Annotated in this window: 15 protein-coding genes; 11 read left to right on the top strand and 4 right to left on the bottom strand. The window is 74.7% G+C overall.

The window, feature by feature from the left end; translation table 11 throughout:
- Positions 1 to 6: 6 nt before the first annotated feature.
- The 6 genes from ACZ7DL_RS04730 to ACZ7DL_RS04705 all read left to right on the top strand — a co-directional run bounded on the left by ACZ7DL_RS04730 (position 7) and on the right by ACZ7DL_RS04705 (position 7425).
- A complete protein-coding gene (locus ACZ7DL_RS04730; RefSeq protein WP_470771409.1) occupies positions 7 to 1863 on the top strand; it encodes a lasso peptide isopeptide bond-forming cyclase in 1857 nt (618 codons plus the stop codon).
- Positions 1864 to 1886: 23 nt separating this feature from the next.
- Positions 1887 to 2141 (top strand): lasso peptide biosynthesis PqqD family chaperone, encoded by a 255-nt coding sequence (locus ACZ7DL_RS04725; protein ID WP_470771408.1) that lies wholly within the window; start codon positions 1887 to 1889, stop codon positions 2139 to 2141.
- Positions 2138 to 2563 (top strand): lasso peptide biosynthesis B2 protein, encoded by a 426-nt coding sequence (locus tag ACZ7DL_RS04720; protein ID WP_470771407.1) that lies wholly within the window; start codon positions 2138 to 2140, stop codon positions 2561 to 2563. The genes ACZ7DL_RS04725 and ACZ7DL_RS04720 overlap by 4 nt, the downstream gene beginning before the upstream one ends.
- Complete coding sequence (locus tag ACZ7DL_RS04715; protein ID WP_470771406.1) at positions 2560 to 4386, top strand: ABC transporter ATP-binding protein; 1827 nt, start codon at positions 2560 to 2562, stop codon at positions 4384 to 4386. The genes ACZ7DL_RS04720 and ACZ7DL_RS04715 overlap by 4 nt, the downstream gene beginning before the upstream one ends.
- Positions 4387 to 4689: 303 nt before the next feature.
- Positions 4690 to 6657: a HelD family protein gene (locus tag ACZ7DL_RS04710; RefSeq protein ID WP_470771976.1), complete on the top strand. Its 1968-nt coding sequence runs from the start codon at positions 4690 to 4692 to the stop codon at positions 6655 to 6657.
- A gap of 147 nt (positions 6658 to 6804) precedes the next feature.
- The gene (locus ACZ7DL_RS04705; RefSeq protein WP_470771405.1) at positions 6805 to 7425 is read left to right on the top strand and encodes an LppU/SCO3897 family protein; all 621 of its coding nucleotides are present in this window, start codon (positions 6805 to 6807) and stop codon (positions 7423 to 7425) included.
- Here ACZ7DL_RS04705 and ACZ7DL_RS04700 read toward each other — a convergent pair.
- Both ACZ7DL_RS04700 and ACZ7DL_RS04695 read right to left on the bottom strand, forming a co-directional pair.
- Entirely contained in the window at positions 7422 to 8120 is a 699-nt protein-coding gene (locus ACZ7DL_RS04700; RefSeq protein ID WP_470771404.1) for a copper homeostasis protein CutC, read from the bottom strand. The genes ACZ7DL_RS04705 and ACZ7DL_RS04700 overlap by 4 nt on opposite strands.
- A 74-nt stretch (positions 8121 to 8194) precedes the next feature.
- Complete coding sequence (locus ACZ7DL_RS04695; RefSeq protein WP_470771403.1) at positions 8195 to 8863, bottom strand: maleylpyruvate isomerase family mycothiol-dependent enzyme; 669 nt, start codon at positions 8861 to 8863, stop codon at positions 8195 to 8197.
- A 70-nt stretch (positions 8864 to 8933) separates the two neighbouring features.
- On the opposite strand from ACZ7DL_RS04695, the gene ACZ7DL_RS04690 reads away from it, so the two are divergent.
- Together ACZ7DL_RS04690 and ACZ7DL_RS04685 are read left to right on the top strand one after the other, a co-directional pair.
- Positions 8934 to 9578: an HD domain-containing protein gene (locus tag ACZ7DL_RS04690; protein WP_470771402.1), complete on the top strand. Its 645-nt coding sequence runs from the start codon at positions 8934 to 8936 to the stop codon at positions 9576 to 9578.
- A 50-nt stretch (positions 9579 to 9628) separates the two neighbouring features.
- Positions 9629 to 10669 carry a GNAT family N-acetyltransferase gene (locus ACZ7DL_RS04685; RefSeq protein WP_470771974.1) on the top strand — a complete coding sequence of 347 codons (1041 nt, stop codon included), beginning with the start codon at positions 9629 to 9631 and terminating at the stop codon, positions 10667 to 10669.
- Here ACZ7DL_RS04685 and ACZ7DL_RS04680 read toward each other — a convergent pair.
- Positions 10651 to 10929 carry a DUF4031 domain-containing protein gene (locus ACZ7DL_RS04680; RefSeq protein WP_470771401.1) on the bottom strand — a complete coding sequence of 93 codons (279 nt, stop codon included), beginning with the start codon at positions 10927 to 10929 and terminating at the stop codon, positions 10651 to 10653. The two genes, ACZ7DL_RS04685 and ACZ7DL_RS04680, sit on opposite strands and share 19 nt — an antisense overlap.
- A complete protein-coding gene (locus ACZ7DL_RS04675) occupies positions 10926 to 11309 on the bottom strand; it encodes a hypothetical protein (RefSeq protein WP_470771400.1) in 384 nt (127 codons plus the stop codon). Before ACZ7DL_RS04675 ends, ACZ7DL_RS04680 begins: the two co-directional genes overlap by 4 nt.
- A 56-nt stretch (positions 11310 to 11365) precedes the next feature.
- Between ACZ7DL_RS04675 and ACZ7DL_RS04670 the strand changes: the two genes are divergently transcribed.
- The 3 genes from ACZ7DL_RS04670 to ACZ7DL_RS04660 are packed head-to-tail and all read left to right on the top strand — an operon-like array spanning position 11366 to position 14825.
- Positions 11366 to 12271, top strand: coding sequence for a MurR/RpiR family transcriptional regulator (locus tag ACZ7DL_RS04670; RefSeq protein ID WP_470771399.1), 906 nt, complete (start codon positions 11366 to 11368; stop codon positions 12269 to 12271).
- Positions 12272 to 12319: 48 nt separating this feature from the next.
- Complete coding sequence (gene murQ, locus ACZ7DL_RS04665) at positions 12320 to 13243, top strand: N-acetylmuramic acid 6-phosphate etherase (RefSeq protein WP_470771398.1); 924 nt, start codon at positions 12320 to 12322, stop codon at positions 13241 to 13243.
- 16 nt (positions 13244 to 13259) lie between these two features.
- On the top strand, positions 13260 to 14825 hold the full coding sequence (locus tag ACZ7DL_RS04660) for a PTS transporter subunit EIIC (RefSeq protein WP_470771397.1): 1566 nt from the start codon (positions 13260 to 13262) through the stop codon (positions 14823 to 14825).
- Positions 14826 to 14870: the final 45 nt, after the last annotated feature.

The following is a 14870-nucleotide window of genomic DNA, read 5'->3' as shown; positions in this document are numbered from 1 at the left end:
GACGTCATGACTGATCTGCACAGGAGTGCGGGAACGGGCCCCGGCACCGCGCAGTTCGCGGTCTTCACCGACCGCGCGGACGCGGCCGCCGTGGCCCGCTCCTTCGCCCGCCCCGGCACGCGCACCCTCGATCACGCCTCGGGCCGGCCGTGGCTCGTCGGCACCTGGGACGACCAGGAGATCGTCAGCGCGCGGGCCGGCACCGCCGCCCTCGCCCTCGTCGGCTGCGTCCCGGTCGGGGCCGCGGAACTGGAGCGGGTGGCCCGCTCCCTGCGCGACCTCGCAACCCTGGACGCCTGGGCGCGCTCGCTGCCCGGCAGCTTCCACCTGGTCGCCGCCCTCGACGGACGGGTCCGGGTGCAGGGCACCGCCTCCGGACTCCGGCTGGTCTTCCACGCCGAGCTCGACGGCACCCGGGTGGCCGCCACCCGCGCCGACGTGATCGCCGCCGCCCTCGGTGCCGAACCCGCGCCCGAACGGCTGGCGGTGCGCCTGCTGTGGCCGGTCCCGCACCCCCTGCTCGACGAGCCGCTGTGGCCCGGCGTCACCGCCGTGGCCCCGCACGACGCGCTGATCCTCCAACCGGACGGACACGGCGTACGGCACAGCCGGTGGTGGTCGCCCCCCGAACCGGTCGTCCCGCTGCGCACCGCCGCTCCCCGGGTCCAGGAGGCCCTCGCCGAGGCCGTCGGCGCCCGCACGCGGCACGGCGGCGCGGTGAGCTGCGACCTCTCCGGGGGCCTGGACTCCACCTCGATCTGCTTCCTCGCCGACCGCTCACCGGCCCGGGTCATCGCCTCCACCTGGCCGGGACGCGACCCGGCCGACACCGACCTGGAGTGGGCGAAGCGGGCCGCCGCCGCACTGCCCGAGGTCGAACACGTCGTCTGGGACGCCGAGGAGTCCCCCCTCGTCTACGACGGGCTGCTCGGGATCGACGACGTACTGGACGAGCCCACCATCGGCGTCATGGACCGCGCCCGGGTCCTGCACCACCTGCCCGCCATGGCCGAGCGCGGCAGCCGGGTGCATCTGACGGGCATCGGCGGCGACCACGTGGCCTGGTGCTCGGAGGCGTACTACCACCGGCTGGCCCGGCGGCGCCCGCTGTTCGCCCTGCGGCAGCTGCGCGGCTTCAAGGCGCTGTGGCAGTGGCCGCTGCTGCCCATGCTGGGTGCCCTGGCGGACTCCCGGCCCTACGGCACCTGGCTCGCGGAAACCGGGCACCGGCTGCGCGACCCGCTGCCCCCGACGGTGACCACCAGCCTCGGCTGGGGCATGAGCCCCCGCCTGTTCGAGTGGACGACCCCGCAGGCCGAGCACATGGCCCGCACGGCGCTGCGCACGGCCGGCCGGCAGGCGCGGCCCCTGCACCCCGACCGGGGCCTGCACGCCGACCTGGAGCAGATCCGCGGCTGCACCCGCATCATCCGGCAGTGGGACCACATGGCCGCCCGCCGGGGACTGCCCATGGCGTCGCCGTTCCTCGACGACCGGGTCATCGAGACCTGCCTCGCCGTCCGCCCCGAGGAACGCGTCTCCCCGTGGCGGTACAAGCCGCTGCTGACCGCGGCCATGCGCGGCATCGTGCCCGAGGAGTGCCTGCGGCGGGCCAACAAGGCCGCCGCCTCCATGGACGCGGCCGACGGACTGCGCCGGCACCGCGGCGACCTCATGGCGCTGTGGGAGGACTCGCGGCTGGAGCGGCTGGGGCTGGTCGACGGCGACGTCCTGCGCCGCCTGGCGGAGCGGCCCGCCACCCGCCACCTGCGGGAGGCCGTCCTGTACTCGACGATCGCCGTGGAGGTGTGGCTGCGCGCGCTCGACCGTCCGCGGCACGAAAGTCCGCACGTGAACACGTGAAGCCGAAGGAAAGGAAAGCCGCCATGCCCCTGCGGTTCGGAGCCGACGTCAGCACCGCGAAGACCGAATACGGCACGGTCCTTCTCGACCAGCGCTCCGGTGCGTACTGGGAACTGAACCCCACCGCGACCCTGGTCATCGACACGCTCATGGCGGGCGGCGACGAGGAGGCCGCGGCAGCCGCGATCACCGAGGTGTTCGACGTCACCGCCGAGCGGGCGCGGGCCGACGTCAGCGCCCTGGTCGAGCAGCTGCGCGCCGGCGGGCTGGCCGTATGACCACGCCCAGCGCCCTGGAACGGCCGGCCGGTGTCCCGCTCGGCCGGCGGCTCGCCGCCCGCCTGGTCCTCCTGCCGGCCGTCCTGCTCTCCCTGCTGCCACCGCACCGCATCCGCACCGTCCTGCGGCTGCTCCGCCGGGGCGCCGCCCCCGCCACCGCGGCACAGGCCCGGCTGGCCCGGGACGCTCTGTGCGCGGTGAGTCTGCGCTGCGCGGGCCCCAAGGGCTGCCTGCCCCGCTCCCTCGGGGCCGCGCTGCTCTGCCGACTGGGCGGCAGCTGGCCGACCTGGTGCGCGGGAGCGAGCGTCGTACCGCCCTTCACCGCCCACGCCTGGGTGGAGGCGGAGGGCCGCCCGGTGGGCGAGGACCTGCCCGACGGCTACTTCGCCCCGCTGATCTCCATCGGCCCGGTCGCCCGATGACGACGAGCGCCCAGGGCACCGGCGGCACCGACCGGTCCGCGCGTGCCACGGTGCTCGCCGTCTGGCGGCTCACCGCCCGGCACCGCGGCGCGATGGCCCTGGCCACCGTGCTGGCCCTGGCCGCCGCCGCACTGGGGCTCGCGCAGCCGCTGCTGGCCCGGCGTGTGGTGGAGGCCAGCGGTGGTCAGCAGGCCCTGTGGCCACCGCTGTTGCTGCTCACCGCCCTGTTCGTCGCGGAGGCGGCCACCGGCGCCGTCGGCCGTTTCCTGCTGGAGCGGGCGGGCGAAGGTGTCGTACGGCACCTGCGCCACGACCTGGTGGGGCGGCTGCTGCGCCTGGAGATGCGGGAGTACGACCGGCAGAGCGTCGGCGACCTGATCGCGCGCGTCACCGCCGACACCACGCTGCTGCGCGAGATGGTCGCCCAGGCGCTCGTGGACCTGATCACCGGGTCCCTGGTCTCCGTCGGCGCGCTGGCCCTGATGGCATGGCTCGACCCGCTGCTGCTCCTGCTCGTCATGGCGACCGTGGCCAGCGCGGCGGCCGTGGTGACCCTCCTGCTCCGGGGCATCCGCACCGCAGCCGAACGCACGCAGGCATCCGTCGGCGCCGTCGCCGCCGACCTGGAGCGGGCCCTCGGTGCCCTGCCGATCGTCCGGGTGTACCGCGGCGAGCGGCGGGAGGCGGCCCGGATCGGGACCCGGGTGGACGGCGCCTGTGCCGCCGGGGTGCGCACCGCGGCCTTCGCCGCGGGCATGAGCAGCGCGGTCGAACTGGCCGTGCAGGGCTCCTTTCTGCTGGTCCTCGTCGTCGGCGGCCTGCGCGTGCACGGCCCGGGCCACTCCCTGGGCGACCTGGTCGCCTTCCTCCTGTACGCCTCCTACCTCGTCGTCCCGCTGTCCTCGGTGTTCCGGGCGGCCGGCCTGATCCAGCGGGGCATGGGGGCCCACCTGCGGGTCGAACAGACCCTGGGCCTGCCGGTGGAGCCGAGCGGCCCGCCCGCGGGGCCCGCGGAACCCGGCGCCCCACCGGCCCCCGCCGCCGACGCACCCGCGCTGGCGCTGCACGACGTCCACTTCGCCTACCGGCCCGGCCGCCCGGTGCTGCGCGGAGTCACCTTCAGCGTGCCGCGGCGGGGACAGGTCGCCCTCGTCGGCCTCTCCGGCGCGGGCAAGAGCACGGTGTTCGCGCTGGTCTCCCGGTTCTACGAACCCGATGCCGGACTCCTGCGCTTCCATGGGCGCCCGGCCACGGAACTCGGCCGCGACGCCTGCCGGGCGCGGCTCGCGCTCGTGGACCAGAGCAGCCATGTGGTGGCGGGCACGCTGCGCGACAACATCGCCTACGCCCGCCCGGAGGCCACCGACGACGAGGTGCGCCGGGCCGTCCGGCTGGCCCGCCTGGAGCAGGTGGCCGAGCGGCTGCCCGGCGGCCTGCACGGCGTCGTCGGCGAGCACGGCGGCCTGCTGTCGGGCGGTGAACGCCAGCGGGTCGCCCTGGCCCGGGCCCTGCTCGCCCGCCCCGCGCTGTTGCTGCTGGACGAACCCACCTCCCACCTCGACGCCCTGAACGAGGCCGCGCTCACGGCCGCCCTGCGGGACATCGCCCGGGAGTGCGCGGTCCTCGTCATCGCCCACCGGCTGTCCACGGTCCAGCACGCCGACCGGATCGTCGTCCTGGACGAGGGCCGGGTCACCGGGCACGGACGCCACGAGGACCTGCTCGTCACCAGCTCGGTGTACCGGCGGCTGGCGACGGCACAGATGCTGCGGCCGGCGGGTGCGCCGGCGGGCGACGCCGATAATTCGCTGGCCCGCCCCTGAGCGCCTCCTCTAAACTCTCCGCCCTTGCCCGCCTTCCTGGGCCCTGTCGTCAAACTCACGCCTGCCCGCGACGCCAGGCACGCACTCTCGCCGCACCCGACGCCGCGCGGCCCGCCCTTCGGGCGGACGACGGGAGTTTGACGACAGGACCCAGGGGAGTGCCGTCGTCCGGCCGGTACCGGACGGCATCGTCGTAGCCCACGCAGCAGGCCCACCGGAGGCACCCCCTTGTCCACGCCCACCGACGACCCCCTGGCCCGAGAGCGCTCCCACCTCGCCGCCTCCCGTGCCGCTCTGCGTGCCATGCGGGAGGACGTGGAGGCCCTGGACATCAGGGATGTCACCGCGAACTGGGTCAACGCCGAGGTGCTCGCCCGCCAGATCGACGAGCGCATCAAGGCGCTGGCCGACCTCAGCGACACCCCGCTGTTCTTCGGCCGGCTCGACTACCTGCACGCCCCGGGGGCGGAGCAGGCGGAGGGCGCCGAGGGGGAGCAGTTCTACATCGGGCGGCGGCATGTACACGACGCCGACGGCGACCCGATGGTCATCGACTGGCGTGCACCGGTCTCGCAGCCGTTCTACCGGGCGTCCAAGAAGGACCCCATGGACGTCGGGCTGCGCCGCCGCTTCGGTTACACCGGCGGCGAGCTGACCGCGTACGAGGACGAGCACCTCTCCGACCCGGCCGAAACGTCCACCACCAGCAAGCTGCTCCAGCAGGAGATCGAACGGCCGCGTGTCGGCCCGATGCGGGACATCGTCGCCACCATCCAGCCCGAGCAGGACGAGATCGTGCGCAGTGGGCTGGGCGGCACCGTGTGTGTGCAGGGCGGGCCGGGGACCGGGAAGACGGCCGTCGGCCTGCACCGGGTCGCGTATCTCCTCTACGCCCACCGCGAGCGGCTCGCCCGCACCGGCACCCTGGTGATCGGACCGAACCGGTCCTTCCTGCACTACATCGAGCAGGTCCTGCCCGCGCTCGGCGAGTTGACCGTGCAGCAGGCCACCGTGGACGACCTGGTCGCGCAGGTGGAGGTGCGCGGTACGGACGAGGCCGCCGCCGCGATCGTCAAGGGCGACGCCCGGATGGCCGAGGTCCTCAAGCGCGCCCTGTACTCCCACGTGACCATGCCCACCGAGCCGGTCGTGGTGGTGCGCGGCTCCCGGCGCTGGCGGGTACCGGCGTACGAACTGGAGGAGATCGTCGCCGAGTTGCGGGCGCGGGACATCCGCTACGGCGCCGCCCGCGAGGCCCTGCCGCAGCGCATCGCGCACGCGGTGCTGGTGCAGATGGAGCGGGCCGGGGAGGCCCCGGACGACCGGGTGCAGGACGCGGTGGCCCGGGGCAGCGCGGTGAAGGCGGCCGTGAAGGCGCTCTGGCCGGCCGTGGACCCGGCCAAGCTCGTGCTGCGGCTGCTGACCGACGCCGAGTTCCTCGCCGAGCACGCCGAGGGGATCCTGGACGAGGACGAGCAGAAGACGATCCTGTGGGCCAAGCCGGTGCGCAGCGTGAAGTCGGCGAAGTGGTCGCCGGCGGACGCGGTGCTGATCGACGAGGCCGCCGACCTGATCCAGCGCACCCACTCGCTCGGGCATGTCGTCCTGGACGAGGCGCAGGACCTGTCACCGATGCAGTACCGGGCCGTCGGCCGCCGCTGCACCACCGGCAGCGCGACCGTGCTGGGCGACCTGGCGCAGGGCACGACCCCGTGGGCGACCCGGAGCTGGGCGGAGGCGCTGGGGCATCTCGGCAAGGCGGACGGGGTGATCGAGGAGCTGACGGCCGGTTTCCGCGTGCCGACCGACGTCATCGGGTACGCGTCCCGGCTGCTGCCGCACATCGCGCCCGGGCTGACACCGGTGGCCTCGGTCCGGGAGAACCCCGGGTTCTTCGAGGTCCGTACGGCGACGGAGACGGCCGACGTCGTCGCCGCGTGCGCGGAGTTGCTGCGCAACGAGGGCTCGACCGGTCTGATCGCCGCCGACGCCCGCGTCCCCGCCCTCGCCGAGGCCCTGACGCGGGCCGGCATCTCCTGCCTGGCCCCCGGTGAGGAGACGACCCGCGAGACCCGGCTGACCCTGGTCCCGGCCTCGCTGGCCAAGGGCCTGGAGTACGACTACGTGGTGCTGGACGAGCCGCAGGCCGTGGTGGACGGCGAGCCGGACGAGCGGACGGGCCTGCGCCGGCTGTACGTGGCACTGACCCGAGCGGTGTCGGGCCTGATCGTGACGCACTCGGCGCCGCTGCCCGCGCAGCTCGCCGAGTAGGGTGCTGTGCCGTTCCGGCATGTCCCCCTGGAGAGGCCACCGTTGAGCACGCCATATCAGCACTCCCCGTACTCGGGGTACCCGCACCAGCAGCCCCCCGCGCCGTACCCACCGGCTTCCGGGCCCGGGTGCGAGGTGTGCGGGGCGATGCCCGCCGCGCCGGTGACGGTGCGCGGGCATCAGGGCATGGTGGTGTTCATGCGGTTCCTGCGGCGGCGGGGTGTGCTGTGCCGCACCTGCGGGCTGGCCGTCTTCCGGCAGATGCAGGCGGACACCCTGGTGCGGGGCTGGTGGGGTCCGCTGTCGATGCTGATCACTCCGGTCACCCTGCTGGTCAACCTCGGTGCGCTGGCCCGCCTGCGCAGGATCCCGGCGCCGGCCACGGCCGCGTGGCACCCGCCGCTGGACCCCGGCCGCCCGGTGCTGCGGCGGCCGGCCGGTCTTCTCGCACTGGTCCCGCTGGGCTCGCTCGCCGCGCTGGTGATCGCCGTTCCCGTGCTCATGCTGATCGGCGGGTCGACCGAGGGGAGCGGCGTCCACTACCACCACAGGAAGAATTTCGACCCCCTCGCGGTCGGGGCGTGCGCGCACAACGACGGCGACTGGACCAACCAGGACCTCCGGAACGTGCCCTGTGACTCCCCGGGCGCCCAGTTCCTCGTCACCGAGCCGAAGAACGGCTACTGCGCGACCGGGGACTACCTGGCCCGCCTCGAGTACAGCGTGAACGGCAGGACCCCGCTGTGCCTGCACCCGGTGAAGAACTAGCCGGCGTCGCCGTCCAGCGCCGTACGCCACCGGGCGACCGCCTCGGCCGAGACCGGCCCCTCCCAGCCGTCGGGGCGGGCCGCCCCGCCGATGTGGAACGCCTCGATCCCGCCGGCCCGGAGCCGCGGCACATGGTCCAGGCGCAGTCCGCCGCCGACCAGGATCTGCTGCTCGTACCCAGGCTCGCCGCCGTGCGCCGCCTCGGCGAGCAGCGTGGGCAGGCCGTCGTCCACGCCGGCCGCGGAGCCGGCGGTGAGATAGGTGTCCAGGCCGGGCAGGTCGGCGAGTTGCTTGCGCAGGGCGTCCCGGTCGGCGGCCCGGTCGATCGCCCGGTGGAAGGTCCACCGGCAGCCGCCGAGCGCGCCGACGACCCGTTCCACCGCGGCCAGGTCGACGCCGCCGTCCGCGGCGAGGAAGCCGAGCACGAACTGGTCGGCGCCGGCCTGCCGCAGCTCGGCGGCCACGCCGACCAGCCGGTCCACCGCACCGGCCGCGAACCCGTCCGCGAGGCGGAGCATCACGCGCAGGTCGACGTCGACGGCGGCACGGATCGCGGCGACGGTGGCGGGCGAGGGGGTGAGCCCGTCGGCCGCCATCTCGGTGACCAGCTCCAGCCGGTCCGCGCCTCCGGCCTGGGCGGCGACCGCGTCCTCGACGTCGAGCGCGATCACCTCCAGGACTGCACGCTTGCTCATGGCACCCCATTCCTCGCCGACTACAGGTCTAGTCCAATTCAAGAGTACGCCGGTCCGGGAGCCACCGAGCCCCCTCACCCGAAGATGTTCAGCTCCTCCTCCTTCGCCCCCGCCAGCTCGTAGGCCGCACCGGTCACCGGCCGCCCCGTGTACAGCCGTACGAGCGTGGCGGCGTCGCCGAGGTACCGGGCGGGCGGGGCGTCCGCGGCCGGCACCCCGAACCGCAGCGGCTCGTCCACGTCGTCGAGGTCGGCGTGCAGCGGCAGATGCGCCTTCCGCCGGGTGATCCACGCCAGCAGGTCCAGCGCGTGCGGCAGTCCGGGCCCCGCGTACGCCGCAGGCTCCCCCAGACACTCCCGTACGTCCCCGGCGTGCACCCACTCCCCCAGCGCGAGCATGTCCAGCACGCCACCCGCCCGGGCGATCACCGGCCCGGCCTCGGTCAGCCCGCACTCCAGCTCGTCCACGACCTGGGCGTGCGTCCACTCGGCCCGTTCGGCGATGTCCCGCTCGTTCGACTCCGGCGTGAACGCGCCGCGCCCGAGCCGGTTCTCCACCACCCGCCGCAACGCCGCGGAACAGTGCGCCAGGACGTCCCGCACCGTCCACCCCGGGCACGCGGCCGTCGGCAGCGCGAAGTCTGCGTCGGGGCGGGACCTCAGCAGCGGGACGAAGGCGTCGCGCTCGACGGCCAGCAGCCGTCCGGGGAGTTCGGGGTCGCGCACGTCGTGCTTGTCAGTCATGGTCGTCACGCTAGGGGCGCGGCGGGCACGGAACGGGCCGGCGGGCCGCCGTCGGGGAAGAATGGCCGCCATGGCCGACCTCGACGCCCTGCGCCTCCGCTTCGCCCGCGCCCTGGAAGCCGCCCGCGCCCCCGGCGGCGGCCCCGACCCGGCGCCCTACGCCGACAACCTGCTGGCCCGCTGGCAGGAGCCGCAGCGCCGGTACCACACGGTGGCCCATCTCACCGCCGTCCTCGACCACGTCGACGTCCTGCAGGCGTTCGCGGCCGACCCCGACGTGGTCCGCCTGGCCGCCTGGTTCCACGACGCCGTCTACCTCCCGGAGCGCAGCGAGAACGAGGAGCGGTCGGCGCGGCTGGCCGAGCGCGCGCTGCCGGAGGCCGGCGTGCCCGACGCGAGGACCGCCGAGGTGGCCCGGCTGGTCCGGCTCACCGTCACGCACGACCCGGCCGACGACGACCGCGACGGCCAGGTGCTGTGCGACGCCGACCTCGCGATCCTGGCCGCGCCCCCGTCGGCGTACGCCGCCTACACCGCCGAGGTCCGCGAGGAGTACCACTTCGTCCCCAGCGACGCCTTCCGCGCGGGCCGTTCGGCGGTGCTGCGCCAACTCCTCGGTCTGCCACGGCTGTTCCGGACCCCCTACGGCCGGGAACACTGGGAGGCCACCGCGCGCTACAACCTCGCGGGCGAGCTGGAAATGCTGTCGACCTGAGGACGGCACCCCCGTACTGTGCGCGCATGCGAACGATGAGCGGGGACCAGGTGGAGGCGGCTGTCGCGGGCTGCACGGCGGCACTGCGCACGGCCCTCGACCGGGACTGGGACGCGGTCGACGCCCATGGCCTGGAGTGGAGTTGCCGCACCACGGCGTTCCACATCGCCGAGGACTTCGCCGCGTACGCGAGCCGCCTCGCCGCCCGCTCCCAGGACGGCCTGCCGCTGCGCATCGCGCTCCCCGAGGGCACCGACAACGCCGGTCTGCTCCGGATCGTCGAGGCCACCGGCGCCCTGCTGGCCGCCGCCGTCCGCACCGCACCGCCCGGCGTGCGCGCCTTCCACCCCGCCCCCTTCCGCAGCGCCGACCGCGAGGGCTTCGCCGCGATGGGCGTCGCCGAGGCGCTGCTGCACACCCATGACATCGCCCGGGGCCTCGGCATCGCCTACGAGCCGCCCGCCGACCTCGCGGAATCCGTCCTGGCCTGGCTCTTCCCGCACGTCCAGCCCGGCCCCGCGCCCTGGCCGACCCTGCTGTGGGCGACCGGCCGCGGCGAGCTGCCCGGCCGCGCCCCGGTCACCGACTGGACCTGGTACAACAACCTGGTCATCCCGGCCACCCGCCTCGACCTCGTCGGCATCCGCCCGGCCGCCGCCCGTGACCTGTCCCTCGGCGGCGACGGCGGCATCGAGTGGATCGAGGGCGGCCCGTACGAGGGCACACGCGAGGCCTCCGGCTTCCTGCTGAAGGCGTACGAAACGGGCGTGCACCGGCCGGAGTTCGGCGTCTTCGCACTGGTCCGCCACGAGGACGGCCGCGCGATCGGCGGCATGGGCTTCCACTCCGCCCCGGACGAGGAGGGCCGGGTGGAGATCGGCTACGACCTGGCGGAGCCCGCCCGCGGCCACGGCTACGTCACGGAGGCGCTGCGCGCGCTGGCGGACTGGGCGCTGGCCCGCGACGACGTACGGGCGCTGTTCGCGACCATCGACACCGCCAACACCGCCTCCCGGGCGGTCGTCTCCCGCGCCGGCTTCACCAAGGTGAGCGAGGACGCGGAGGAGGTGGCCTACGAGCTGCGCCGCTGAGCCGCGCCCTTCGGCCGGCGCAGTCCGGAGGACCGCAGCAGCCGCACCACCTCGCGGCTGCTGACCTGCACCGCCCCGGCGGCCACCGCGTCCGCGTACCGGTGGGACGGAAGGTCGTAATGGTCGCGTTCGAAGGCGCGCCGCGGCACGCCCAGCTTCTCGGCGAACCCGTGGAGTTCGTCGTACGACACGTCGCTGACCAGGTGCGACCACATACGGCCGTGTCCGGGCCAGGTGGGCGGGTCGATGTACAGCGTCACGACGAGGCCATTCCGCCCGTGGCCGGGCCCAGCGAGCCCACCGACGCGACCTTCACCCCCGCCTTGTGGCACACCCAGTGCGGGTCGGGGCCCAGTTCCGGCTCCACGTCCAGCGCGTGCGGGTCGCCCGAACCGCACACCGGGCACAGCGGCCAGCGGCCGTACCGGTCCAGCAGCGCGTCCTGCACGTCCTGGGCGACCAGCCCCGGGAGATAGGCGACGCCGTCCGGCCACTGCTCGACCCACCAGCGCCGCTGCGCGATGGAGTCCTCCACCAGCGAGACCACGTCCGCCTCCGCGACCTCGCCCGCGACCAGATCGGCGAGCACCAGGGCGCGGGCCGCGTGCAACGCCTGCTCCAGGGGGCTGATGGGGTCCATGCACACCATTGTGCGCACTCTTGACCGCGACACCGAACCGAAAATATCTTTCATGGGTGACCCAGGACGTGAAGGAAAGTTTCGGCAGTCCGGGCGGCTCGCTCGCCGCCAAGGTGCGCACACTCGCCCCGTCCATGACCCGGTCGATGCAGCGCGTCGCCGAGGCCGTCGCGGGCGACCCGGCCGGCTGCGCCGCCCTCACGGTCACCGGACTCGCCGAACTCACCGGCACCAGCGAGGCCACCGTCGTCCGCACCGCCCGGCTGCTCGGCTATCCGGGCTACCGCGATCTGCGCCTCGCCCTCGCCGGTCTCGCCGCCCAGCAGCAGTCCGGGCGGGCGCCCGCGATCACCACCGACATCGCGGTGGACGACCCCATCGCCGACGTCGTCGCCAAGCTGGCCTACGAGGAGCAGCAGACCCTCGCCGACACGGCCGCCGGACTCGACACCGTCCAGCTGGACGCGGCCGTCACCGCGCTGGCCGCCGCCCGGCGCACCGACGTGTACGGCATAGGAGCGTCCGGGCTCGTCGCCCAGGACCTCACCCAGAAGCTGCTGCGGATAGGGCTCATAGCCCACGCGCACAGCGACCCGCACCTAGCGGTGACCAACGCGGTACAGCTCCGCTCGGGTGACGTGGCGATCGCGATCACGCACTCCGGGTCGACGGGGGACGTCATCGAACCGCTCCGGGTCGCCTTCGAGCACGGGGCGACCACCGTCGCGATCACCGGACGGCCAGACTCGCCGGTGACGCAGTACGCCGACCATGTGCTGACCACGTCCACCTCGCGGGAGACGGAGCTGCGGCCGGCCGCGATGTCCTCCCGGACGAGTCAGCTGCTGGTGGTGGACTGTCTGTTCGTGGGGGTGGCGCAGCGGACGTACGAGACCGCGGCGCCGGCGCTCGCCGCGTCCTACGAGGCGCTGGCGCACCGTCACCGCAGCGGGTCGCGTTAGACACATCAGGGAACAGCACAGCCCCCCACCGGAAAGAGCCACCCCCCGATGACCTCTCATGACCTCCGCAGCCAGTTGGCTTCGCTGACCACCGAAGCCTTCCGGCCCGAACTCGCCGACATCGACCGGCTGCCCACCCTCGACCTCGCCCGGCTGATGAACGGGGAGGACGCGGGCGTGCCCGCGGCCGTGGCCGGTCAGCTGCCCCGGATCGCCGCCGCCATCGACGCCGTCGCCGCGCGCATGGCCCGCGGTGGGCGGCTCGTCTACGCCGGTGCCGGTACCGCCGGACGGCTGGGCGTGCTGGACGCCTCCGAGTGCCCGCCCACCTTCAACACCGACCCCGACCAGGTCGTCGGCCTGATCGCGGGCGGCCCCGCCGCCATGGTCACCTCCGTGGAGGGCGCGGAGGACTCCGAGGAACTGGCCCGCCGGGACCTCGACGCGCTGAAACTCGGCCCCGAGGACAGCGTTGTCGGCATCTCCGCCTCCGGCCGCACCCCCTACGCCGTCGGCGCCGTGGCGCACGCCCGCGCGCTCGGCGCCCTGACCGTCGGCCTGGCCTGCAACGCGCACAGCGCGCTCGGGGCCGCCGCCGAGCACGGCATCGAGGTCGTCGTGGGCCCGGAGCTGATCACCGGCTCCACCCGGCTGAAGGCGGGCACGGCGCAGAAGCTGGTGCTGAACATGCTGTCGACGATCACGATGATCCGGCTCGGCAAGACGTACGGGAACCTGATGGTCGACGTGCGCGCCTCCAACGACAAGCTCCGGGCCCGCTCCCACCGGATCGTCGCGCAGGCCACGGGCGCGGGCGACGACGAGATCGAGAAGGCCCTCACGGAGACCGGCGGCGAGGTGAAGCACGCGATCCTGGTCCTGCTCGCCGGTGTCGACGGCCCGACGGCCGCCCGCCTTCTGGAGGAGTCCGGCGGCCATCTGCGTGCCGCGCTGGCGCACACGCCCCGCTGACCCGCAGGCTCGGGGCGTGCGCAACCACCCCGCCGCCACCGCGGCCGCCGTCCTCGCCCGGGTCGGCGGCCCGGCCAACGTCACTTCCGTGGCCCACTGCATGACCCGGCTCCGGCTGAGCCTCGCCGACCCGACGGCCGGGGACGAGGAGGCCCTGCGGGCCGTACCCGGGGTGCTGGGCGTGGTGACCGCCGGCACCGACTGGCAGATCGTGCTCGGCCCCGGAGTGGTGGACGAGATCACGGCAGCGGTGGAGACCCTGCTGCCCCGACCGGCACCCGACGACACCCCCGCCCCGAAGAACCGGCGGCCCCACACCGACGCCGGCAAGAACCAGCCGCGCACCGGGCAACCGGCGCACCCGGACACCCGCCCGAAGGGGCAACCGCCCCACGCCGGCACCCCCCAGGCCGGGCAACCGCCCACCGGGCGACCGGCCCCCGCCGACACCCACCCGAACGCGGAACCGCTCACCGGTGCCGACGCGGGTGCTCTGCTGAAGGAGCGGCTGGGAAAGCGCAACGCCACCCCTCTCAAGACCGCTCTGCGCCGGGTCGCGAACGTCTTCGTTCCGCTCATCCCGGCGCTGATCGGCTGCGGGATCCTGGCCGGCCTCAACGGACTGCTGGTGAACGCCGGCTGGCTGCCCGGCCTGACCCCGGCCCTCTCCGCGATCGCCTCCGCCTTCATGGCGCTGATCGCGGTGTTCGTCGGTTACACCACGGCGAAGGAGTTCGGCGGCACGCCCGTGCTGGGCGGCGCGGTCGCGGCGGTCGTCGTCTACCCGGGCGTGGCGAAGGTGACGGCGTTCGGCGTGCACCTGGCCCCCGGGCAGGGCGGGGTGCTCGGCGCCCTCGCGGCGGCGCTGCTGGCGACCCGGGTGGAGAAGTGGTGCCGGGGCCGGGTGCCCGGGGCGCTGGACGTCCTGCTCACTCCCACGGTCACCGTGCTCGTCCCCGGCCTGGTGACGCTGTACGGCCTGATGTACGCGGCCGGCGCGGTGGCGACGGCGATCGGCACGGCGGCGAACTGGCTCCTCGCGACCACCGGGGCCGTGGCCGGACTCGTCCTCGGCGGCCTCTTCCTCCCGCTGGTCATGCTCGGCCTGCACCAGGCCCTGATCCCGCTGCACGCCACCCTGATCGACCAGCAGGGCTACACCGTCCTGCTCCCGCTGCTGGCCATGGCGGGCGCCGGCCAGGTCGGTGCGGCCCTCGCGGTCTACGTCCGACTCCGCCACGACCTCGCGCTGCGTACGACGATCCGCTCGGCCCTCCCGGCCGGCCTGCTGGGTGTCGGCGAACCCCTGATCTACGGCGTCTCGCTCCCCCTCGGCCGCCCGTTCCTGACCGCCTGCGCGGGCGGCGCGGCGGGCGGGGCGTTCGTCGGCTTCTTCGCCATGCTCGGCACCAAGGTGGGCGCCACGGCCATCGGCCCGTCGGGCTGGGCGCTGTTCCCGCTGCTGACGGGAGACCGGGGCCCCGGGCCGGCGGCGGCCGTGTACGGGGGCGGACTGCTCACGGGGTATGCGGTGGGGTTCGCGGCGACGTACCTGTTCGGCTTCGCCCGCCGCCCCCGGTGACGGTGGCCGCGCACCCGCGCCCGGCCGCACAGGGCACCATGGAGG

The sequence above is a fragment of the Streptomyces sp. NPDC036984 genome (genome assembly GCF_055607665.1).
This window is presented reverse-complemented; position numbering and strand designations above follow the sequence as displayed.

What these genes read in the sequence shown, in the direction of transcription:
- ACZ7DL_RS04730 (WP_470771409.1), top strand. Translation starts at nt 7, where the DNA reads ATGACTGATCTGCACAGGAGTGCGGGAACGGGCCCCGGCACCGCGCAG.
- ACZ7DL_RS04725 (WP_470771408.1), top strand. Translation starts at nt 1,887, where the DNA reads ATGCCCCTGCGGTTCGGAGCCGACGTCAGCACCGCGAAGACCGAATAC.
- ACZ7DL_RS04720 (WP_470771407.1), top strand. Translation starts at nt 2,138, where the DNA reads ATGACCACGCCCAGCGCCCTGGAACGGCCGGCCGGTGTCCCGCTCGGC.
- ACZ7DL_RS04715 (WP_470771406.1), top strand. Translation starts at nt 2,560, where the DNA reads ATGACGACGAGCGCCCAGGGCACCGGCGGCACCGACCGGTCCGCGCGT.
- ACZ7DL_RS04710 (WP_470771976.1), top strand. Translation starts at nt 4,690, where the DNA reads ATGCGGGAGGACGTGGAGGCCCTGGACATCAGGGATGTCACCGCGAAC.
- ACZ7DL_RS04705 (WP_470771405.1), top strand. Translation starts at nt 6,805, where the DNA reads ATGCCCGCCGCGCCGGTGACGGTGCGCGGGCATCAGGGCATGGTGGTG.
- ACZ7DL_RS04700 (WP_470771404.1), bottom strand. Translation starts at nt 8,120, where the DNA reads ATGAGCAAGCGTGCAGTCCTGGAGGTGATCGCGCTCGACGTCGAGGAC.
- ACZ7DL_RS04695 (WP_470771403.1), bottom strand. Translation starts at nt 8,863, where the DNA reads ATGACTGACAAGCACGACGTGCGCGACCCCGAACTCCCCGGACGGCTG.
- ACZ7DL_RS04690 (WP_470771402.1), top strand. Translation starts at nt 8,934, where the DNA reads ATGGCCGACCTCGACGCCCTGCGCCTCCGCTTCGCCCGCGCCCTGGAA.
- ACZ7DL_RS04675 (WP_470771400.1), bottom strand. Translation starts at nt 11,309, where the DNA reads ATGGACCCCATCAGCCCCCTGGAGCAGGCGTTGCACGCGGCCCGCGCC.
- murQ (WP_470771398.1), top strand. Translation starts at nt 12,320, where the DNA reads ATGACCTCTCATGACCTCCGCAGCCAGTTGGCTTCGCTGACCACCGAA.